At 71.1% G+C, this 21,918-nt stretch carries 17 protein-coding genes; 12 read left to right on the top strand and 5 right to left on the bottom strand.

What is annotated here, in order from left to right:
- The first annotated feature begins 9 nt into the window (after positions 1-9).
- The 5 genes from WME89_RS49415 (at position 10) to WME89_RS49395 (ending at position 5,823) form a co-directional block, all read left to right on the top strand.
- Positions 10-348, top strand: coding sequence for a hypothetical protein (locus WME89_RS49415; protein WP_438006463.1), 339 nt, complete (start codon positions 10-12; stop codon positions 346-348).
- Between the two features lie 463 nt (positions 349-811).
- Positions 812-1,786: a hypothetical protein gene (locus WME89_RS49410; protein WP_438006462.1), complete on the top strand. Its 975-nt coding sequence runs from the start codon at positions 812-814 to the stop codon at positions 1,784-1,786.
- Between the two features lie 131 nt (positions 1,787-1,917).
- Positions 1,918-3,198 carry a winged helix-turn-helix domain-containing protein gene (locus WME89_RS49405; RefSeq protein WP_438006461.1) on the top strand — a complete coding sequence of 427 codons (1,281 nt, stop codon included), beginning with the start codon at positions 1,918-1,920 and terminating at the stop codon, positions 3,196-3,198.
- A 167-nt stretch (positions 3,199-3,365) separates the two neighbouring features.
- Complete coding sequence (locus WME89_RS49400; protein ID WP_438006460.1) at positions 3,366-4,742, top strand: glycoside hydrolase family 16 protein; 1,377 nt, start codon at positions 3,366-3,368, stop codon at positions 4,740-4,742.
- A 340-nt stretch (positions 4,743-5,082) separates the two neighbouring features.
- Positions 5,083-5,823 carry a hypothetical protein gene (locus WME89_RS49395; RefSeq protein ID WP_438006459.1) on the top strand — a complete coding sequence of 247 codons (741 nt, stop codon included), beginning with the start codon at positions 5,083-5,085 and terminating at the stop codon, positions 5,821-5,823.
- Between the two features lie 329 nt (positions 5,824-6,152).
- Here the strand turns inward: WME89_RS49395 and WME89_RS49390 are convergent, their stop codons facing one another.
- Complete coding sequence (locus WME89_RS49390; protein WP_438006458.1) at positions 6,153-6,362, bottom strand: hypothetical protein; 210 nt, start codon at positions 6,360-6,362, stop codon at positions 6,153-6,155.
- A gap of 830 nt (positions 6,363-7,192) precedes the next feature.
- Between WME89_RS49390 and WME89_RS49385 the strand changes: the two genes are divergently transcribed.
- Complete coding sequence (locus WME89_RS49385; RefSeq protein WP_438006457.1) at positions 7,193-7,828, top strand: hypothetical protein; 636 nt, start codon at positions 7,193-7,195, stop codon at positions 7,826-7,828.
- 1,054 nt (positions 7,829-8,882) lie between these two features.
- Positions 8,883-9,293, top strand: coding sequence for a hypothetical protein (locus tag WME89_RS49380; protein ID WP_438006456.1), 411 nt, complete (start codon positions 8,883-8,885; stop codon positions 9,291-9,293).
- 378 nt (positions 9,294-9,671) lie between these two features.
- Here the strand turns inward: WME89_RS49380 and WME89_RS49375 are convergent, their stop codons facing one another.
- Positions 9,672-11,732 carry a right-handed parallel beta-helix repeat-containing protein gene (locus tag WME89_RS49375; protein ID WP_438006455.1) on the bottom strand — a complete coding sequence of 687 codons (2,061 nt, stop codon included), beginning with the start codon at positions 11,730-11,732 and terminating at the stop codon, positions 9,672-9,674.
- A gap of 544 nt (positions 11,733-12,276) precedes the next feature.
- On the opposite strand from WME89_RS49375, the gene WME89_RS49370 reads away from it, so the two are divergent.
- Positions 12,277-12,879, top strand: a complete 603-nt coding sequence (locus WME89_RS49370) for a hypothetical protein (protein ID WP_438006454.1) — start codon at positions 12,277-12,279, stop codon at positions 12,877-12,879.
- 12 nt (positions 12,880-12,891) lie between these two features.
- Here the strand turns inward: WME89_RS49370 and WME89_RS49365 are convergent, their stop codons facing one another.
- Positions 12,892-13,089: an addiction module protein gene (locus WME89_RS49365; protein WP_438012068.1), complete on the bottom strand. Its 198-nt coding sequence runs from the start codon at positions 13,087-13,089 to the stop codon at positions 12,892-12,894.
- Between the two features lie 249 nt (positions 13,090-13,338).
- On the opposite strand from WME89_RS49365, the gene WME89_RS49360 reads away from it, so the two are divergent.
- Positions 13,339-14,487, top strand: coding sequence for a hypothetical protein (locus WME89_RS49360; RefSeq protein WP_438006453.1), 1,149 nt, complete (start codon positions 13,339-13,341; stop codon positions 14,485-14,487).
- A gap of 6 nt (positions 14,488-14,493) precedes the next feature.
- Here WME89_RS49360 and WME89_RS49355 read toward each other — a convergent pair whose 3' ends face one another.
- Positions 14,494-16,806, bottom strand: coding sequence for a heavy metal translocating P-type ATPase (locus WME89_RS49355; RefSeq protein WP_438006452.1), 2,313 nt, complete (start codon positions 16,804-16,806; stop codon positions 14,494-14,496).
- A 239-nt stretch (positions 16,807-17,045) separates the two neighbouring features.
- Between WME89_RS49355 and WME89_RS49350 the strand changes: the two genes are divergently transcribed.
- The 3 genes from WME89_RS49350 to WME89_RS49340 all read left to right on the top strand — a co-directional run bounded on the left by WME89_RS49350 (position 17,046) and on the right by WME89_RS49340 (position 18,734).
- Entirely contained in the window at positions 17,046-17,264 is a 219-nt protein-coding gene (locus WME89_RS49350; protein WP_438006451.1) for a heavy-metal-associated domain-containing protein, read from the top strand.
- 203 nt (positions 17,265-17,467) lie between these two features.
- Entirely contained in the window at positions 17,468-18,193 is a 726-nt protein-coding gene (locus WME89_RS49345; protein ID WP_438006450.1) for a tail fiber domain-containing protein, read from the top strand.
- 70 nt (positions 18,194-18,263) lie between these two features.
- A complete protein-coding gene (locus tag WME89_RS49340; RefSeq protein ID WP_438006449.1) occupies positions 18,264-18,734 on the top strand; it encodes a DoxX family protein in 471 nt (156 codons plus the stop codon).
- A gap of 15 nt (positions 18,735-18,749) precedes the next feature.
- On the opposite strand, the gene WME89_RS49335 is transcribed toward WME89_RS49340, so the two are convergent.
- Positions 18,750-21,917 (bottom strand): efflux RND transporter permease subunit, encoded by a 3,168-nt coding sequence (locus WME89_RS49335; protein ID WP_438006448.1) that lies wholly within the window; start codon positions 21,915-21,917, stop codon positions 18,750-18,752.
- Between the last annotated feature and the right edge of the window lies 1 nt (position 21,918).

The raw sequence follows: 21,918 nt of genomic DNA, 5'->3' as shown, positions 1-21,918 counted from the left end.
GGGTGGAGTGTGGTAGTGAACAATCTATGCGAGATCGACCCGTCGCAGATCGAAGCGCGGGACGATCCACGGTGGGAGTACCTCGAGGAGGACCTGCTCGCTCTGAAGCACGAGCCGCTCGGCGCCACGGTGAACGCAGGCTGGTATCCGTCGATGGATCCCGACGGCTCATTCAAGGCGGAGCTCTTGATCGGCGATGACTGGCAGTCGCCACTCTCGACGCTAGAGACGCGCAGCCTTTCCGAGCTCGTCGCTTGGATGGAGGCGCGGCTTCAGGACACACGCGCGATCGAGGCGGAGGTGGCTCGCAGGCGCAAGCTTGAATCAAAGGGTCATTCGCGGCGATAGTGCCTCCTGTTCACCCGCTCCCTCACCCGTCGTCGCCGCTGGGCGCTTCTCCTCCGTGTTCCGCCGCTGACACCAGTCCTGTCCCGCCGCTAGGCCTGCGCGACGCCAACCAAGGTCGGCTACCGCCGCCGTTGCGGATACCATCCTTACGTACGGCAAGGCCATCGCATCACGGTGGTTGATGTCCGCGCCGTCGGTGGGGCGCACATACCCCCTCAGCCTCGGTACCGGTCCCCAGGTCTGGCGTGGCGCTCATTACCCCCAGGCCGACGGAAACATCACGTCATCGACAACGATTCCCCCACGCTTGCCTCCCCTTGTCAGCAAGCGCCTGTCGTTCATTGCGCCGACACGGCGCAGCGCGATGAACAGATCGCGACGAGGAGCGACGATTCTCCCATTCGTCTCTTCTCGTCGATCCAGGGTGGCGCATCATGCGATGATGGATTAGATGCGTTCGTCGATGCACAACCGCTCTGACCAGTTCGCGAAGAGCTTGCTGCGCGACGGGCTGAGCCTCGTCTCGGCGGCGGAGACCGAGGTCGAGGTCCTGGCGGCGACGCAGAAGATCGATGTCTACAGCGTGCCTGATCCAGCTCGGGAGGCCGAGCGCGCCGGCATGGGCCTGCTCGGCGAGCTCTCGGCGGAGCCGAGCCTCTTCGAGCCGTTTCACCGCACGCCGAGCCTTCGTCATGTCCGGCAGTGCCTGCGCAAGCAGCTGACGTGGCACCACGAGCTCGAACGCCGCGCCCGCGCCGCAGCCGGCTCCGCCGCGCCGGACGCGGACGCCGACGCGCCGCCGCAGCCGGCGGTGCACTTCCCGGCGCTGGTCGTCATCAGCCCGGGGCGTCCCGAGACGGTGCTCGACGCCTACCGGTGCGAGCCGGTGCAACCAGGCGTCTACCAGTCCGTGCCGGGCCTGGCGATGCGCGTGGTCGTGCTCGCGGAGCTGCCCCGGACGCGTGCCACACTGCTTCTGCGGCTGCTCGGCTCGGGCCGTCTCCTTCGCGAGGCGCTGGCCGATCTGGCGGCGCTGCCGGACGACGCCTGGGAGAAGAGCATCGCCAAGCCGCTGCTGGTACACTTCCGGCTCGGAACCCAGGAGCCGGCCGACGGGAAGGAGGACGAGGTGAGCGCAGAGATCCGGGCGTGGTTCGAGGAGTACGAGCAGAAGCTTCGTGCTGAGGCGCGGAAGGAAGGCCGCCGGGAAGGCCTCAACGAGGGGCGCAACGAGGGGCGCAACGAGGGGCGCAACGAGGGGCGCGCCGAGGAGGCGGCGCGTGCCGTGCTCATCGCGCTCCGGGGTCGCGGCATCGCCGTACCGGACGTCGCGCGGGAGCGCATCCTCGCCGAGAAGGATCCGGAGACGCTGGAACGATGGCTTGAGCGGGCCGTCGTCGCCGCGTCGCTCGCCGAGGTGCTCGATGGGCTGAGCTGAGCCACGCTGGCCAACGACGGCGGGCGATACGGTCCACCGAGCATCGTCGACGCCAGCGCAAGCCGCAAGGGTCGGGCCCATGGCGAGGTCGGACGCTCGGGTCCGGGATGACCAGCTAGAGTTCGGGCCCGATGAAGGACACCCTCACCGCCGCCGCGGCGCGGCGCATCGCGCTGGCGGCGCAAGGCTTCGGTGGACCGCGGCCGGGCCCCGACACGACCAGACGCCAGCTGGCGCGGCTGATCGAGCGGCTCGGCGTCGTGCAGATCGACTCCGTGAACGTCGTCTCGCGCACCCACTACCTGCCGGCCTTTTCGCGGCTGGGCCCTTATCCGCGCCCGATGCTCGAGGAGCTGGCCTGGGCCCGGAAGCGGCCGCTGTTCGAGTACTGGGCCCACGAGGCCTCGCTGCTGCCGCTCAGCGCGCAGCCGCTGCTGCGCTGGCGAATGGCCGACGCCCGCGACGGGGTCGGCGTGTGGAAGGGCGTCGCCCGCTTCCTGCGCGAGCACCGGCCCGTGGTCGATCGCGCCCTGGAGCAGATCCGCGAGCGGGGTCCCCTCGCCGCCTCCGAGCTGGAGATCAGCAAGAAGGGCCAGGGCGGCTGGTGGGGCTGGAGCGACGCGAAGCGCGCCGCCGAGTGCCTGTTCTGGACCGGCGAGCTGACCACCGCCACCCGGCGCGGCGCCTTCGAGCGGGTCTACGGGCTGCCGGAGAAGGTGCTGCCCGGGGCCGTCATCGAGGCGCCGACGCCGGCGCGCGAGGATGCTCAGCGCGAGCTGATCCGCATCGCCGCCCGGGCGATGGGGATCGCCACCGAGCGCGACCTGCGCGACTACTTCCGCATGGGCGTGGCCGAGACCAGGGCCCGGGTGAGCGAGCTGGTGGAAGCCGGGGAGCTGCTGCCTGTGAGCGTGGAGGGCTGGCGCGAGGCCGCCTTCCTCGATCCCGCCGCGCGCCGGCCGCGCCGGGTCGAGGGCGACGCCCTGCTCTCGCCGTTCGACAACGCGATCTGGTTCCGCCAGCGGACAGAACGGATGTTCGGCGTGCGGGTACGGCTGGAGATCTACACCCCCGCGCAGAAGCGCACCCACGGCTACTACGTCCTGCCCTTCCTGCAGGGCGAGGCGATCACCGCCCGCGTCGACCTGAAGGCCGACCGCAAGGCCGGCGTGCTGGTCGTCCAGGCCAGCCACGCCGAACCCTGGGCGAACGACGAGACGCCGGCGCGGCTGGCGGCGGAGCTCGAGCGGATGGCGAGCTGGCTCGGCCTGGAGAAGGTGCGGGTCGAGCCGAAGGGAGACCTGGCCGCGAGCCTTGCAGTCGCCCTTCCTCAGGGCCGCTACGGGTCCGTGCCCATCGGCCCGGGGCTCCACCGCACCCCGGGGCGATCCCCCGGATCGCCCCGGGGGTGATCTGCCGGATCGCCCGAGCGCGCGCGGTCGACCCAACTCCCGCCCTGATTCGACCTCGGCCCTGGTCGCGCGTGGAATTGTTCACCCTCACGGACGGGCACGGACGCTGCAAGTCGCAGGGACACGGGCGACGCACGGTGATCGCCGTGGAAACCAGAGGAGGACGCATGGATCGGAGAGATGGTTGCACAGCGCTGCTGACCGTGGCTTGCCTCGGCGCTGTCGCGGGGTGCATCACCGCGGCCGACGAGCCGGGAGGCGCGGAGGACACGACCAGCCAGGGGTACGCCGAAGTGTCCTACGGCCCCGGCTCGGGGTGGAACCTCGTGTGGTCGGACGAGTTCGACGGATCGAGCCTGAACACAGCCAACTGGAACGTGCTCACGAGCAACCACGATCCGGTGACCAACAACTGCAACTTCGGCACAGGAGAGCTCGAGTATCCGCGCGCCTCGAACGTAGGCGTCCGCGATGGCAAGCTGATCCTCTCCGCGCAGCGCACGAGCGACAACCCGGCCGCGCCCCAGTGTACCGGGTACGGTGGGCGCTCCTTCTATTCCGGGCGCATCCACACGAAGGGCAAGGTCGAGCGACGGTACGGCAAGATCGCCGCGAGCATCAAGGTGCCCTCCGGCTACGGGATGTGGCCGGCGTTCTGGACCCTGGGCGCCAACATCGACTCCGGCGCCAACGCGTGGCCGCGCTCGGGCGAGATCGACATCCTCGAATGGAGATCCACCGAGCCCACCTGGATGCAGTCCGCGGCCCACTGGTGGAACGGCGGGGCGGCGCACTGGGGGACCGGGGCGAACCGCGGCTCGAGCCTCGCCGACTCCTTCCACGTCTACGAGGTCGAGTGGTCGTCGAGCAGCATGATCTTCAGGCTCGACGGCGACATCGTGGCGAACAACACGTACTACCACGGCGAGACGGAGTTCCAGCAGAACCACTACATCCTCTTGAACCTCGCCATCGGGGGCAACTGGTATGGCGACCCGAGCCCCGCGAGCATCGATCTGCCGTCGGGCACCACGAAGACCATGGAAGTCGAGTGGGTGCGCTGGTACCAGCAGGGCGGCGGCGGCGGCGGCTCGAGCGGCATCTCCCTCACCAACCCGAGCTTCGAGTCCGGGTTGACCGGCTGGACCAGCTGGAGCCCGAACGGCACCGGGGCAGCGAGCTTCAGCGAGACGTACAACGGCGCGCAATCCGGCTCCTACCACCTCACCCACTGGACCAACGGAGCTCCGTTCGAGGTGTGGACGTACCAGACGCGCTCGGGGCTCGCGACGGGCGACTACAAGGTCCGAGCGTGGGTGAAGAAGGGCGGCAGCCACGACTTCAGCCGGCTCCAGGCCAAGACGTGCGGCGCGTGCTCGCCCACCTACACGACGGTCGGGACCTACGGGAGCTGGACGCAGATCGAGACGCCGGCCATCCATGTCACGGGCGGTTATCTGGAGTTCGGCTTCCACACGAAGGCCACCTCCGGCAACCCGGCCAACTTCATCCACATGGACAGCGTCGAGCTGATCCGCCTCTGACCGCCCGGCGCCGCCCCTACCGCGAGGCGTGACGCCGCGCCGGCCCCGGACGCCGACAGGACACGACGCTCGCCGTGACGCCTGCCCGGCTCCGGGTCGGACGAGCGCGCCGCCGGATAGAGCCGTGGGTCCAGGCCGGGTGCCGATCGAGCCGGGCCGAGGGTGCCCTCGTAAAAGGCGCGCGTCGTGTCCTTCACCGGAGGCTACGCCCAGACCGACGGCGAAATCACGCCATCGACAACGATTTTCATACGATTACCTCCCCTTGTCGGCAAGCGCCTGTCGTTCATTGCGCCGACACGGCGCAGCGCGATGAACAGATCGAGACGAGAAGCGACGATTGAGCCTCTTCGAGCCGTTTCACCGCACGCCGAGCCTTCGTCATGTCCGGCAGTGCCTGCGCAAGCAGCTGACGTGGCACCACGAGCTCGAACGCCGCGCCCGCGCCGCAGCCGGCTCCGCCGCGCCGGACGCGGACGCCGACGCGCCGCCGCAGCCGGCGGTGGACTTCCCGGCGCTGGTCGTCATCAGCCCCGGGCGTCCCGAGACGGTGCTCGACGCCTACCGGTGCGAGCCGGCGCAACCAGGCGTCTACCAGGCGGTGCCGAACCTGGTGATGCGCGTCGTGGTGCTCGCGGAGCTGCCCCGGACGCGTGCGACGCTGCTCTTGCGGCTGCTCGGCTCGGGCCGCCTCCTGCGCGAGGCGCTGGCCGATCTGGCGGCGCTGCCGGACGACGCCTGGGAGAAGAGCATCGCCAAGCCGCTGCTGGTACACTTCCGGCTCGGAATCCAGGAGCCGGCCGACGGGAAGGAGGACGAGGTGAGCGCAGAGATCCGGGCGTGGTTCGAGGACTACGAGCAGAAGCTTCGGGCCGAGGCGCGGAAGGAAGGCCTCAACGAGGGGCGCGCCGAGGAGGCGGCGCGTGCCGTGCTGATCGCGCTCCGGGGTCGCGGCATCGCCGTACCGGACGTCGCGCGGGAGCGCATCCTCGCCGAGAAGGATCCGGAGACGCTGGAACGATGGCTTGAGCGGGCCGTCGTCGCCGCGTCGCTCGCCGAGGTGCTCGACGGGCTGAGCTGAGCCACGCCGGCGAGAGCGGGCTACCCAGCTCGTCAGGCATCAGCCATGGCGTCCCTGGTGCTCGGCATCCCCGCAGGCACAGCCACGCCCCGTCCACGCCGTCGAGGATGTCTGCCGATCGCAGCGGGACAGACGGCATCCAGTGACGCCGCTTTCACCAGAGCGCCGGCGAGACGGACTGGCCAAGGGATCGCTGGGTCGGAGGGAGGCATCTCCAGCGCGGAGATGGGTGCCACCCGTCTTTTGCTGGAGGCACGTCCACCGAGAGACGGGTGCCACCCGTCTTTTGTTGGAGGAACGAATTTGCGGTGCCGAACCGTCGCTCTCCGTCACTTCACCCGGGATTTTGGGGGCACCTGACCACCGATCGTACCCATTCGGAAGGCATCGACCCAACCCCGGCCCAGCCGCCGACGCTTGAGCTTGGCGAGCTCGCGCCAGCCGACCCGTCGGCTCGGGCCGCCGTGGTCGCCTCGCTCGCCGGCACCCTGAGCCGTGCCGTCGCCCTCGGCGATGAGGACGCGGCCCGTGTCGTCCACGAGGCGATCGGTCGGCTTCTCGGGCTGTCGGCGATACCGAAGGGGTGAGCGCGCTCGCGCCGGTAGCACGCGCAACGCCTACCGCCGGCGGGAGGTGGCCTTCGCGGATCCTCACCACATGGCGGAGGAGCAGGCGCCTTCCCGCCCCACGAGCCCCCCCACGGGCCCGTCGGGTGGTGCGATCTGCTGAACCAGCTCCTGCTGAGCTCGCCCCGGGAGCGCCTCGTCATCCTCCTGGCCGAAGAGCGCGCGCAGGTCGGCCAGGTCGCCCGGATCCCGAAGATGTCCATCGAAACCGCGTTCCCTCAGCTCCGCCTGGAGCGCAAGCACCTCGCACACGTGCTCAAGCGCTGGAATCGCTCGCAGTAGACGCCTACGCCAAGGCGCTGGGCGAGGCGCTCCGACCGCTCGAGCAGGAGCCCTTTGAGATAGCGATCCATGACAACAGGGTACAGTTCGAGCAGACAGGAAAGCGCCTCGTATCCAGAATCGTTGGCCGAGAGAAGTCTAATAGACTCACTGCACAGGTTGAAGCTGCCTCTCATGGCCCATGCCTTCAACTTGGCCGGGGACCCTCCGCCGTCGCCCACGCCCCCGTGCAGGCACCGCGCGCAGCGCGGGTCCAGGCCGCCGAAGGCGCCCGCGCAGCGGGGCGAAGCGCCTTTCGGCGCGCGAGCACGGTGCCACCCTCGCCAGGCGACGGCGGAGCTCCTCCGACGTGTCCGGTTGCACGGCCACGGTCGGCAGGTGCGGGAACCAGCAGGGTCGACGTTGCGGACGACCCGTTCCCATGATGCCTGGCCCTCGCCCCCGGTGGCAACGTGGGCGACATGGGTCACTCACGCCGCTTCCTCGCCGCAGCCCTGATCCCCGCGGCCGCTGCGGTCGCCGCAGCGTGCGGCGCGCCGGTCGAAGGCCCCCAGGGCTCCTCGCAGACCGTGGGCTCGAGCGGGAGCGGCGCCGGCGGCGTGAGCACCGGCAGCACAGAGGCCGGTGGCGCGGGCACCGATGGTACGGGGGCTGCGGGCGCTGGGGTCGGCGGAGCTGGGGCCGGCGGCAGCTGCATTCCCTTCTCCGAACCGCCGGGAGCCGAGTGTTCGCCGAGCCTGCAGTGCAAGAGCACAGCGATGTCGTGCGTGTGCAGCGGCACGGACACGCTCTGCTCCTCGTCCCAGACCGGTCAGCAGAACGACGTGCACCCGCCGAAATCCCCCCCACCCGAGGGCGGCAGCTGCGACACCGAGGACCTGGTCTGCGGCTACGAGACCTGTGGGCCGATCTGCCGGTGCACGAACGGCGCGTGGTCGTGCCAGGCGCCCGACGTCTGCCCGCCGTTCGAGTGCCCGGCCGATCCCTCGCTGCTCGACGGCCAGCACTGCGAACAGTTCCTTGGGCAGGTCTGCGCTCGATGCTCCCCGCCCTGGAGCTGCACCTGCGAGCTCCAGCCCACGGGGGCTGCCCTGTGAGAGTGCGTCACGATCCCGTGCTGAGCGGCCGCTCCGGCGGCCGGCACCCGACGTCGTCCCGGGGGCAGCTCGCGAAGCGCGTGAAAACGCGGACCAACAATCCCACCGGCCGGATGATCAGCACCAAGGGCGAGGCCGCGATGGTGTTCTAAGCTGTCGCGATGCGGCGCTCTCCCCAATTCGCGCTCCGCCCTCTCCTCCTGCTGCTTGTCCTCCTGGAGCCCGCGTGCGGAGCCTCCGGAGGGCCGGCGAGCCGGGCCCGCGCCCCTGGCCCGCCGACCTCGGTGGATCGGCCGCCGTCGCATAGCTCGCTCCCTCCGCCGCCGGCCGAAGAACCCAAACCTGCCGGGCCGGTCGCTTGCTTCGCGACGCCCGTCACTTTCGGCAAGGGCCGCGGCCTGGATCGCTTCGCGCGGCCGGGAGAAGGAGGGGGTCATGCGGGTTCGAATACTTTTAGGTGCGGCAGCGCCTCCTCGACTTGCCGGAGGAGATGGCGCGCGCCGATCTCAAGCGTTGTGAGCGCCGCGTGCGCGAGGCCCGCTCGTCCGGCGTCACTTTTCCAGGAAGGATGCGGATCGCGTAAGGTTCTCTATGTCAACCAGCGCGTGCAGCGTAGCTGTACGGTGGAACGGCCGCTACGAGGAGCTTGACTTTCGAATCGCGTTTGGATTTCCTAACCCCAAATTCGATGACCAAGTTCGGTGACCAAGTTCGGTAAAGGAGTGGGCACTTGGAAGGCGCGACAGCCACCGGCTTGCACAATGCGCACATCGAATGCCCGTTTACAGCGGGAAGCATCCAACTGGCAGGCATTACCCTTTGCGACAATTGTTTCTCGCGGCTTCCGTTCGGTGCGCGCCAGGGTGTTCTCGGTTGGCGACCTCCCACGGCGTGCGACGCTTGTGGCCTGCCGCTCGCATCGCTCATCGGTAAGCCGGTGCGGTTGGACGATGGGCGGTGGACGATTCGTTGCGACTGTGGGGAGTTCCTGCGAGGCTCACACCGTCGCGGCGCATTGTTCGGCACCTGGGCTTTCGTGGGAGTGCTGCCATCGGTGGAGCTCAACGTTGGTGACGGGCTCGTACCCGAGGCCGTCAGGAACTCGAGTGACCTGGGAGCAACCTGGCGATCGACCGTGATGAACGGGCTCGACGTGGCTGACCTGGTCACGTGGCGATCAGGCACAATCAATCATCTGGAATTCTCTGACGGATCGGCTCACAGGTTTCTGCTCCAGTTCAGGCGGGAGAATCCCGCCAGCTGGGTCGCATACGGTGGCGCAGGTGTCGACGGCGCAGGCATATCTCTCTGGGCGCCGCTCATGAGGGATTCCGAGCTTGAGCGGAGGATTGCAGCCATGCTCGACAGAGCGATTCGCTGGAGGCAATCGGCTCTGGCGGGCGGCAAGCGGGAAGTGGTCGAGCCGCTTCGCGCCCTCGGGAACTTCTACGCATATCTCTGCTGACAGGTCCTCGATGAGTGCGGGACAGGCGGCAGCCACTGAGGCTGCTTACACCAGAGCGCCGGCGAGACGGACTGGCCAAGGAATCGCTGGGTCGGAGGGAGGCCTCTCCATCGCGGAGATGGGTGCGACCCATCTTTTCCTGGAGGCACGTCCACCGAGAGACGGGTGCCACCCGTCTTTTGGTGGAGGCACGTCCACCGGGAGACGGGTGCCACCCATCTCCCGCGTGGACGCGCCAGCTCACCCGGATGGGTTCACGGCATGCCGCCAGCCTCGGGCAGGGGCGCCGCGACGGCTTCTGGCTTCCTGGCGGACGCCTGGACGCGGCACCTCTCGGCTCAGAGGTGCAAGAGGTGATCGAGCCCGGACGTTACCCGGTCAGTCCTCGCTCGCAGGCAGAGGCGGCGGCGGCGGCAGCGCGCGCGGGGGCTCGATGCTCGTCGGCTCCGCCCTGCATTCGATGGTGCGGCCCTCACAGCCACAGACGTTCCCGCCCAGATCCTCGTAGACCGCCAGGGAGGCCTCATCGACGTACCTCACGATGTCGAGCGGCTCGCACGTGAAGGTCGTCGACGCGATCTGCACCGTCGCGCCGAGGTTGTAGATGCCGGCCGCGGCGCTCCGCTCGATCGCGCTGTCCCGGACAACGACGTTCGCCTGACCCGTCTCGTTGTTGTAGGCGAGGATGCCGCAGCCGTTCATGCCCTCGGGCGTGGGCCCCAGCGTGTCCGCGATCCTGGTCGACTCGACGGTCGCGTCCGAGTCGCTGAGGAAGACGCCGACATTGCTGTTCCGCTCGATCAGGACGTTGTTCAGGCGCGCGCTCCCGCGCTCGCCGAGGTCGGGCACCGACTGGACATTGACGCCCCGGCCGAACTCCTGGTTCGGCAGCGGCCTCGTGTCGCGCACAACGGTCGAGTCCAGGTCCGCGTCGGCCCCGAAGACGGCGATCCCGGTCCCGTAACTGCCCTCCACCGCGCTGCCGCGCACCCGGACGCTCGCCCGTCGCTGCTCGTGCGTGATCTCGATCCCGGCGCCGTAGTCCGGCGCGCCGAGCACGACCTCCCGCACGAGGAGGCCGTCGATCTCGCCGTCGGAGCCGTTGACGACGACCCCCCTCTCGCGGCTCCGCTCGACGAGGACGTGCCGGAGCGCCACGCGCGAGGGGCGCCCGTCGACGCGGCTCGCCTCGGCGTAGAGGCCCACGCCGTGGAGCGGATCGCCCTCGCCGGCCCCGGCGCCCGTGTCGCGCACGACCGTCGCCTCGATGGTCGCCTCCGCGCCGATCACCGCGATCGCGGCATTGTGGTTCCGCTCCAGGACGCTGCCCCGGACCGTGAGCGTCCCCGGATCCAAGCTCGGGATGTGGGTCACCGCGAGCCCGGTGCCCGGGAGGTCGTCCGCGAGCCAGGCGACGTCGCGGACCACGCTGTCCTCGACGACGCCATCCGCCCCGGAGAACCTGATCCCGAGCCCCCCGACGCGCTCGATGACGACGGATCGCACCGTCACGCTCGCGCGGCGCCCGGACGACTCGACCTGCATCGCCATCGCATGGCCGTCGAACGGGTGCTCCCGGTCCCCGGTGACGCGATCGATGTCGCGCAGGACCGTGCCCTCCAGCGTCACGGCGGCGTCCGCCACGACGACGCCCGCGCCCCTTGTGCGCTCCACGAGCGCCCCGCGCACGGTCAGGCTCGTTTCGGACCCCATGCCTGCGACGAGGAGGCCGACGTCGCTCGTGTCGTGGATCCAGACCCGCTCGATCACGACGTCGCGCGCGTTGCCCACACCGAGGCCGATGCCCCGCCCGCGGACAGCGAGGTCGTGGATCTCCGTGGCGCTCGCGCCCCTGTCGACCTGGACGGCGATCGCCGCGGGCGGCCCGACGATCTCGACGCGCGAGGGGCACCGGCCCCAGAGCCGCACGGGCTGCCCTGAGATCAGGAGCTCTTCGACGTAGCTGCCCTCCGCGATCGCGATCAAGGCGCCCTCGCCCGCACGGTCGATCGCGTCCTGGATCGTCGTCCACGGCCTGGCCTCCGTGCCGTCGCTGTCCGCCCCGGCGTAGGCCGCATCGACGAACTCGGTCGTCTCATCGATCGGCGCGCCGCCCCACCGGCCCGTCCCGCACGGCGCGACCTCACGCCACGCCGTTTCGCCGGGGATGGCCATCAGGCCTGGCGGGCCCGCCTCCTCCGGCAGGACGGGCACGCAGCCCTGCGCTCCGTCGGACGCGAAGCCGCTCCCGCACCGCCCGGGCGGGACCCCCGCCGACTCGCAGCCCGTGCCGACCTCCACCGCGCCAGGCGGGCACGGGAACGTGGGCCCGGCGTCCGTCCCTGCGCCGCCGACCGGGTCAGGAGGCTCAGGGCGCTGCGCGCACGCCGCGAGCAGGGCGATCGGCAGGAGAGAGAGGGCGAGTCGGTGCTGGCGCATGGAGCTTCGGTGCCTCGTGGGAACGATACGATACCCCCAGAACGATACGATATCCCCAGGAGGAATGCGCGCGCATGTTGAGGGAGCCCTCCCTCACTTGCGCGCGCCGCTCATCGACGAGCGCCGCGTGACGCGGGCGAGAGACAACGTCTCTCGATCGACCTCCAATGCCCCTGCTGGAATGCAGCCTCCCGCGCGCCGAGCGCCGCGCGAGCCGGTCGTGCCGGGTGCACGTCATGACGCCTCCCCGCACGACGTCCGCGCAAGTTGCGCGAGGCCTCGCTCATCCGCTGAGCGAGGCGCTGCGCAACGACGCCCGCGCGCCAGGCCGACGCGCGTGCGCCCGCCCTGATTCGGGCCTTTCTGGCGCGATGCTGGGGCGGGGCCGGGCCCGACTGCGATGGTATGCACCTTGCTCATACCCTGGAGCGCGGGCGTTGAAGCCTCGATACCCGCGCCAGGACCAAGAACTCCAATTCCATGAGGCGCGACCGTGCCACCGACGTCAGGCCGGCTCGTGCGCTGTTGCGCCATGAGGTTCATCATGAAGATCACATCCACGCTGTCGCTCGTTTCGCTCCTCGGATCGACCCTGTTGATGGTCGTCGGCTGCATGGCTCCGCCGGTCGACGGCGAGAGCGACGCCGACATCGACGCCGACGTCGACGCCGACGTCGAGGGGGGTGAGGAAGTCGGAACGGCGGCCGAGGCCATCACGAATGGATGGACGGCCGAGACGTCCGACGGCTGGTCGCCCGTCTCGTGCGACAGCGGCAATGCCATGAGCGCGTTCCGGTGCCGCGGCTCCGACTGTGACAACATCAAGGGCTACTGCGCTTCGCTCGGGACCTACAACACGTCCAACTACTGGACCTCCTACTTCTCCGAGGAGGGCACCGGCCGGCAGACGTGCAACTACGGGGATTTCGTCACGGGCCTCGCGTGCACGGGCTCCTACTGCGACAACGTGTCGCTCCAGTGCTCCCATCTCAGCGGGAAGACCTGGGGCAGCTGCTACTGGAGCGGATTCATCTCCGAGGAGAACGGCGGGACGATCTATTTCCCGCCGGGCTACTACATCGCAGGCGCGGAGTGCGACGGAGATCACTGCGACAACATGTCGTTCTATTACTGCCAGGCTTACTGAGCGCCGCGGCGCTCATCCTAAGCGGAACAGGCCCGGAACAGCAGGCCACGGGCCCGCCGCGATCGCGCTGAGCACGCGATCGGCCTCGGCCAGCAGCTCGTCGCCGACGCCCCCCTCGGCGAGCCAGGCAGCCTCGACGTCCTCGTCTGCGGGTCCGTCGAGGCTCGCGATCAACCGCTTCGCGACGTCGGCTCGCTCCTCCGGCGGAATTTGCCCGCGGGCTCACCCGGCTCCCGCGCGAGCGCCTCGCGAGCTCAGCCGCGGCGCTGCTCCTCGCGCGCGAGCGGCGGCCCACGCAGCGCAGCAGCGCGCATGGCGCCCTGACGCGCCGCGCGCCTTCGTCATGGCCGCATGGTTCGTCCGAGAACGGAGCGACTCCGCACCTCATCGGGGTGGCCAGCGCGTCCCGCCGGGTCACAATGCCTCCATCACCGGGAGGCAGACGCGATGCTTCGTAAAATGATCTTCCTATCCAGCGTGGGGCTCGTGTCGGCCTGCTCAGGGGCAGAGCCGGAGGCCCCTCCAGCGCTGGCTTGCAAGGCATCGCCGGACTGCGCCTCCGCGCCCGAGACGCCGCTGTGCGACCAGGCGATCGGCGCGTGCGTCGAGCTCCCGCCCGGCTACCCCATCGGCGTGAAGGACGGCAGCCCGTCCTCCGTCGCGCTCGTGACCGTGTTCGAACCGGACAGAAAGCGCGAGCCGACCGATCTCGACTTCAACCCGGAGCGCCCGGACGAGCTCTGGGTCGTCAACCGCCGGGACGACAGCGTGACCATCATCTCGAAGCCGGGGGCGCCGGACGGCCAGGCGGTCCGCCTCCGCGACCCTGCCGCCGACCACTTCATGGCCCGGCCGCCGGCGATCGCCTTCGGCCACGCGGGCACGTTCGGTGTCTGCGGCGACAACGACAACGGGGGCAACTACTTCATGGGGCCGACGCTCTTCTCGTCGGATCTCGCGATCTTCGCGGAGGAGACGCCCGACGGCCTCGGGTCGCACCTCGACATGCTCCACTCGAGCCCCTTCTGCAAGGGCATCGCGCACGAGCAGGGCAACGTCTACTGGGTCTTCAACGGCTACGACCTCGCGATCGACCGGTACGACTTCGCCCACGATCACGGCCCCGGGAACGACGATCACGCCGACGGCGAGATCTACCGCTATGGTTCGGGCGAGGTGCTCGGCATCGACGAGGCGCCGAGCCATATCTTCTACAGCGCCGAGGACCGCCACCTCTACATCGCCGATACCGGTCACAAGCGGCTGCTGAAGCTGGACACCGCCAGCGGCACGCCCGGAGCGAGCTTCGACGGACAGGAGCCGGTCAAGGCGCGCAGGCACATCGACGGGGCCACGCTGACCGAGATCGTCCCCCCGGGGACGCTCGAGACGCCGAGCGGGCTCGAGGTCCACGAGGGCCTGGTCTACGTCACCGATCACGCGACGAGCCGGATCCACGCCTTCGACCCGACAGGGCGGCCGGTCCGCACCCTGGACACGGGGCTCCCGGCGGGCTCGCTCGCCGGGATCACCTTCGGGCCGGACGGCAAGCTCTACCTCGTCGACCTGCTGTCGGGCCGGGTCTACCGGGTCGATCCGATCCTGTGAAGCGACTCAGCCCGCCGGCCGGAACCGGCGGAGCCGGAGGGAGCTGAGCAGCACCGAGACGCTCGACAGGCTCATGGCCGCGCTCGCGAGCACCGGCGACAGGAGCCAGCCGGTCAGCGGGTAGAGCGCGCCGGCCGCGATCGGGATGCCGATCACATTGTAGATGAACGCCCAGAAGAGGTTCTGGCGGATGGTCCGCAGCGTCGCGCGCGCGAGCCCGAGCGCGGCGGGCAAGGCGGCGATCCCCCCGCGGAGCAGCGCGATGTCGGCCGCGGCGACCGCGATGTCGGTGCCGCTCGCGACAGCGATCCCCACGTGGGCGCCGGCGAGGGCGGGCGCGTCGTTGATGCCGTCGCCGACCATCGCGACCACGCGCCCGCGCTCGCGCTCCTCGCGCACGATGCGCGCCTTGTCCTCGGGGCGGACCTCGGCGAACACCTCGTCGATCCCGAGCTGCCGCGCCACCGCGCGCGCCGTCGCCTCGCGGTCGCCCGTCACCATCGCGACGCGCACGCCGAGCCGGCGCAGCGCGGCGACCGCCTGCGCGGCCTCCGGGGTCGGCAGGTCGGCGACCGCCACGAGCCCGGCGAGGCGGCCGTCGACGGCGACGAACGACGGGGTGTCCCCGTGCCCGGCGAGGCCCTGGGCGAGCTCCTCGAGCGGCGCCGTGTCGATCCCGAGCTCGGCGAGGTACCGGGCCGTGCCGATGCGCACCTCCCGCCCTTCGACGCGCGCGCGGACGCCGCCGCCGGCGTCGGCGCGGAAGCCCTCGGGCGCGGCGAGCGGGACGCTGCTGGCACGCGCACGCGCGCCCTCGACAAGCGCCCTCGCGACAGGGTGCTCGCTGCCGAGCTCCGCCGACCCGACGAGGCGCAGGAGCTCCTCCTCGGCGATCCCCGGCAGCGCCTTCACGGCCGCGAGCTGCGGGCGCCCCGCCGTGAGGGTGCCCGTCTTGTCGACGAGGACCGTGTCGACGCGGCTCGCTGCCTCGAGCGCCGTGCCGCCCTTCACGAGCACGCCGAGCTCGGCGCCGCGGCCGGTGCCCACCGCCACGGCGGCGGGCGTCGCCAGGCCCAGGGCGCAGGGGCAGGCGATCACGAGGACGGCGACGAACCGCTCGACCGCGGCGGCGAGCCCCGCCGCGCTCGGATCGGCCGCGGCCCAGGCGACGAACGCGACCGCGGCGATGCCGAGCACCACCGGGACGAAGACGCCGCTCACCGTGTCGGCGAGGCGCGCGATCGGCGCCTTCGAGCCCTGCGCCTGCTCGACGGCCTCGACGATGCGGGCGAGCGCGGTCCCGGCGCCGGTCCTCGTGATGCGCACGGTGAGCTGCCCGCTCTGGTTGAGCGTGCCGCCGAACACCGCCGCTCCGGCGCCCTTGTCGACAGGGAGGCCCTCGCCGGTGAGCATCGACTCGTCGACCGCCGAGGCGCCGGAGACGACCTCGCCGTCGCTCGGCATCCGCTCTCCCGGCCGGACGCGGACGAGATCGCCGGGCGAGAGCGCGGCGGCCGGGATCTCCTCCTCCAGGTCGCCGCGCAGGCGCCGCGCCGTCCTGGGCTGGAGCGCGACGAGGCCGCGCACGGCGTCGGTGAGGCGCTTGCGGGCGCGCGTCTCGAGGAGCTTGCCGAGCAGGACGAAGCTGATGATCGCGCCGGCGGCCTCGAAGTAGACGTGCGGCCGCGCGCCGTGCTCGGCGTGGGGGAAGAGCTGCGGCGCGAGGACGGCGACGGCCGAGTAACCCCACGCGGCGCCCGTGCCGAGGGCCACGAGGGTGTTCATGTCGGCCGCCCGGTGCCGGAGCGCGGCCCAGGCGAGCCGGAAGAACCTGCGGCCCGGGCCGGCGACCACCGCGGTCGCGAGGGCGAGCTGGACGAGCCGGCCGATCGCGCCGTCCGCGCCCGGGATGCGGCCGTGCGACATCCCGAGGACGAGCAGCGGGACGGACAGGGCGAGCGAGATCGCGAGGTCGCGCCGGAGGGCGCGCCGCTCGCCGTCGAGGCCCTCGTCGGCGGCGGCCGCCCGGTCGGCCGGGGCGGCGGCGCTGTCCGGCGCGGCGCGGCGCTCCGGGACGCTGTAGCCAGCGCGCTCGACGGCGGCGACGAGCGCGCTGGTGGACGCGGCGGCCGGGTCGAACGTGATCGTGGCCGAGCGGGTCACGAGGTTGACCTTCGCGTCGCGGACGCCGCCTGTCGCGAGCAGGGCGCGCTCGATGCGCCGGACGCAGGCGGCGCACGTCATGCCCTCGATCGGCAGGTCGACGCGGCGGGCGCCGGCGTCCTCGGTGTCCTGGGGGGCGGGAACGGAAACAGTCATCGTCGACATGGTCACCTCGCTATCGACGGTGCAGACGCGGGACCGCCCCGCGGATTACGGCGATACCGCCGGGCTCATCGCGCGGGGACCGCGGCGCAGCCGGCTGGGCCCGGGAGCGGGCTCGGCGCGCGTGGCCGGACGAAGCGGGATGAACGCGGCGGCGCCGGCGCGGTGTAATGAAGCGCGGCGGCTGCGTCTTCAGGGGTGAGCGGCCAGCGGGTCGCCGAAAGGAAGACGTCATGAAAGAGACCATCCTCCAGGTCGACGGGATGAGCTGCCCGTCCTGCATTCGCCACATCGACAGCGCGCTGCGCGAGCTCGACGGCGTCGAGAAGATCGACGTGCGCCTGCGCGAGGGCACCGTCGTGGTGCGGCACGACCCGGCGAGCGCCCCCGTGGACGCGCTCGTCGAGGCCGTGCGCGGGGCCGGCTACGCCGTGCGCTCCCGCGCCGCCTGAACGCCCACCGCCGGGGCTCGCGGCCGCGGTCCGAGAGGGCGCAGCGTCGCGAGCCCGGCGCGCCGACGCGGCGCAAAAACGGAATGGCGGAACGGCGCGGGATTCTTCTCCTCGCCCGCCCCCGTGTGATTTCTCTGCAGAGCGTCACGATGAAGGACGCTCGAAGAACGGAGGTTCACATGCTGGCTGAGGTGACCCGGATCATGGCACTCCTCTGCGCGCCGCTGCTCGCCGCCACCGCGGCGGGCTGCGGCTCCAGCGTCGGCGGGGGCGGCGGCGGCGACGCAGACGCGGGCAGCGGCGGGGCTGACGCGGGCAGCGGCGGGGCTGACGCGGGCAGCGGCGGGGGAGCAGCCCTGCGGTGGTACGTCACGTGCGGCGACCCGGTATGCGGAGGCCATCGGCCCAATCCCGAGGTCGCGCCGTGCACCGATCAGAAGGAGGGAGCCTCGTGCGTTGCGCTGGATGCGGCGTGCGACCCGGGAAATGACTGCAACTCTCACCTGCTCTGTACCACCTCCGATCCCACGCTGGCGGGCTGCCCCAGATCGCGCGCCCGGTACAAGCACGATATCCAGTACCTGCCGGCATCCGAGCTGGCGCGCGTCCACGACGAGCTCGTCCGCATGCCGCTCGCCACGTGGCGCTACAACCACGAGGGCGAGCGCGGGCGCGAGCACCTCGGCTTCATCATCGACGATGACCCCGCGAGCCCGGCGGTGGCCGGCGATGGCGACCACGTCGACCTGTACGGGTACACGAGCATGGCTGTCGCGGCCGTCCAGGTGCAAGAGAAGCAGATCGCCGCCCTCCAGCAGGAGATCGCGGCGCTGCGCCGGGAGCTCGAGTCGATGCGTCAGGCCGGGCGGTCGCCCGCGCGCCCCGCGCCGAAGGCGGAGCGCCGCAAGACAGGAGCCACGGCGCCCTGAGCAGCGTTGCCGGGCCGCCGGGCGAGAGCGAGAGCAGGAATGAAGCCCAGGGCCGGGTTACCATGCCGCCATGAGCGACGCGCCCCGCCGGAACCCGCTTGGCTGGATCACCGAGACGAAGGCCCCTGCGGCGGCGCTCTTGATCCGCCTCATCGTGGGCACCGTCTTCCTGTCCGAGGGGATCCAGAAGTTCCTCTTCCCGGCGGAGATCGGCGCCGGCCGCTTCGCCAAGATCGGCCTCCCTTCGCCGGAGGTCCTCGCCCCCTTCGTCGGCGTGGTCGAGATCTCCTGCGGAGCCCTCGTCCTCCTCGGCCTGGCGACGCGCCTCGCGGCCGCGCCCCTGATCGGCGTCATGCTTGTCGCGATCGCGACGACGAAGATCCCCATCCTCGTGAACCGCGGGTTCTGGGCCATGGCGCACGAGGCGCGCACGGACTGGTCGATGCTGCTCGGGGCGCTGTTCCTGCTGCTCGTCGGGGCGGGCCCGCTGTCCCTCGACGCGCGGCTCGCCCGGCGGGAAGCCTCGCAGCGCCCCCGGTAGGGCTGGCCGCGCGCCTCACTCCCCGCCCGCGGCCGCGCCGGCTTCTGGCCGGCCGAGCATCGCGTCGAGCTCGGCCTCGCCCCTGTCCTCCACTCCCCTGCCCTTGCGGCGGCGGAGCCACTCGGCCGCGTCGTCGAAGAGCGAGTAGGCCACCGGCACCGCGAGCAGCGTGAGGGCGAGGGACAGCGACTGCCCGCCGAGCACGATCGCCCCCGTCGTCCGGTTCTGGCCCGAGCCGACGCCGTGCGACAGCACGAGCGGGATCATGCCGGCGACGAAGGCGATCGTCGTCATGAGGATCGGGCGGAGCCGGTCCTTGTTCGCCTGGAGGATCGCCTGGAGCCGCGGCATCCCCTCCGCCCGCAGGTGGTTCGTGTGATCGATCTGGAGGATCGCGTTCTTCTTCACCACGCCGAAGAGGACGAGCAGGCCGAGCCCCGAGAAGAGGTTCAGCGACTGGCCGAAGAGCTTGAGCGAGATCAGCGCGAAGGGGACCGTGAGCGGCAGCGACAGCAGGATCGTGATCGGGTGCAGCCACGACTCGAACTGCGCCGCGAGGATCAGGTACATGAACACGAACGCGAGGCCGATGACGACGGCGAAGCTCGTCGCCGTGCTCGCCGTGTTCTTGGAGCTCCCCACCGCCTGCGTGGAGTAGCCCGCCGGCATCCGCTGCTCGGCGATGATCCGGTCGAGCGCCGCCTGCACCGCCGTGTCGCCGACACCAGGGGCGGCGTTCGCGCTGATCGTGATCTGCCGGCGCCGGCCGAGGCGGCCGATCGACGAGGGCCCGCTGTCGGGCTCCAGCGTGACCACGCTGTGGAGCGGGACGGCGCCGTACTTGGACGAGGGCACCGTGAGGAACGAGAGGCTCTCCGCGTCGGCGCGGTACCTCGCCTCGGCGCGCATGCGCACGTCGTACTGCTCGCCGCCCTCCGAGTACGTCGAGACCTTGAGCCCGCCGACGAAGAGCTGGAGCGCGCCGGCCACGTCGGCCACCTGGACGCCGAGATCCGCGGCGCGGTCGCGATCGATGATCGCGCGCAGCTCGGGCTTGCCGACGACGAGGCTGTTGTCGACGTCGACGGCGCCGGGGACCTTGCGCAGCTCCTCGGTGATGCGCGTCGCGTACTCGGCCAGGCGGTCGAGATCCGGCCCCTGGAGCGCCACCTGGGTCCGCGCCGACGACTGGCCGCCGGACGAGATCGCCTGCACCTCGCCGGCCGTGACGCGCAGCTCGGGCGGCAGCTTCGCGAGGATCTCCGCGCGCGCCTTCTGCATGATCTGGAGCTGCCCGAGCTCGCGCTGCTCCGGGTCGACGAGCATCACGTAGACCTTGGCGACGTTCGCGGCCTGCTGCTCCCCCTCGCCGACGGTCATCAGCGTGCTGGTCACGCCCGGGAGCCGGCGCACGTCGTCGGCGATCCGCTCGGCGATGAGGCGGGTCGCGGTGAGGCTCGTCCCCTCCGGCGCGCGCATGTTGATCTCGAACTGCGCCTGGTCGTCCTCCGGGAGGAAGCCGGCCGGCAGCGTCCTGGCGACCGGGAGGCACGAGCCGAGCGCGGCCGCGGAGGCGACGACCACCACCCAGCGGCGCTTCATCACCCACGCGAGCGCGGCCATGTAGGCGCGCTCGATCGGCCGGTAGAAGACGTCGACGGCACGCTCGAGGACCGAGGGCTCCGCGCCCTCGCCGCTCCGCCGGTGCCCCGAGAGCCACCGCGCGGCGAGCGAGGGCGTGAGGGAGAAGCTGACGATGAGCGAGACCCCGATCGCGAACGCCATCGTGAGGCCGAAGCTCTTCAGGAAGCGCCCCACGATGCCGGGCATGAACGCGACAGGGATGAACACCGCCATCAGCGAGAGCGTCGTCGCGAGCACCGCGAGGCCGATCTCCCTTGTCGCCAGGACGGCGGCGGGGAACGGCTTCATGCCCTTGTCGTCGATGTAGCGGACGATGTTCTCGAGCACGACGATGGCGTCGTCGATCACGATGCCGACGGCGAGCGCGAGCGCGAGGAGCGTGAGGAAGTTGAGCGTGAAGCCGGCGAGCCACATCACCGCGAACGTCCCGATGACCGAGATCGGGATCGCGAGCGCCGCGATCAGGGTGCTGCGGGCGTTGCCGAGGAAGAGGAGCACCACCACCGCGGCGAGGAGGGCGCCGAGGACGAGGTGCTCCTTCACGGCGGCGATGCCGGTGCGGATCACCCGCGAGCCGTCGCGCACGACCTCGATCTTCGTCCCCTCGGGCAGCGAGCGCTGCACCTCGGCGAGGCGCGACGTCACCGTGTCGACGACGGTGACGGTGTTCTGGCCCGATTGTTTGACCACCGACAGGAGGACGGTGCGCCGCTTGTCGAGCTGGGCCCACGTCTTCTCCTCCGCGCGGTCGTCCTCGACGCGGGCGACGTCCGAGAGGCGCACCGCGTGCCCGTCCTTCTCCCGGAGCACGATGCGGCCGAGGGCCTCGGGCGAGTCGACGCGCCCCATCACGCGCAGGGTGAGGTCCTCGGGGCCGGTCTCGACGCTGCCGCCCGGCGTCATCAGGTTCTGCGCCGCGATCGCGCGCTGCACGTCGGCCGCGGTGATCCCCTGCGCCCGCAGGGCGATCGGGTCGAGCCAGACGTTGAGCTGCCGGCTCTGCGCGCCGATCAGCGTGACCTGACCGACGCCCGAGATGCCCTCGATCTGCCGGCGCACCTGCTTGTCGGCGATCTCGCTGAGCTCGCGGATGGACCGGTCCGACTCGACGGACACGAGCAGGACCGGGGCCGCGCCGAGGTCGATCCGGCTCACGATCGGCGGGTCGATGCCCTTCGGCAGGCTGGGCAGGACGGCGTTGATCTTGTCGCGCACCTCCTGGGCCGCGACGTCGGCGTCCTTCTCCAGCGTGAAGCCGACGACGACCTGGCTCACGCCCTGGGTCGACGTCGAGCGGAGCTCCTCGATGCCGCTGATGGTGTTCACCGCGCCCTCGATGCGGTCGGAGATCTCGGCCTCGACCTCCTCGGGCGCCGCGCCGTCGAGGCGCGTCGTGACGACGACGTACGGGACGTCGATGTCGGGGAACTGGTCGAGGCCGAGCCGGGTGTACCCGGCGGCGCCGACGACGACGATGATCAGCATGAGGACCGACGCGAAGACCGGCCTCTTGACGCAGACGCGAGCGAGCCACTGCATG

The sequence above is a fragment of the Sorangium sp. So ce321 genome, from assembly GCF_051530195.1.
Taxonomy (GTDB): domain Bacteria; phylum Myxococcota_A; class Polyangia; order Polyangiales; family Polyangiaceae; genus Sorangium.
Note: the sequence above shows the minus strand (reverse complement) of the source record. Positions and strands in the feature narration are given on the sequence as shown.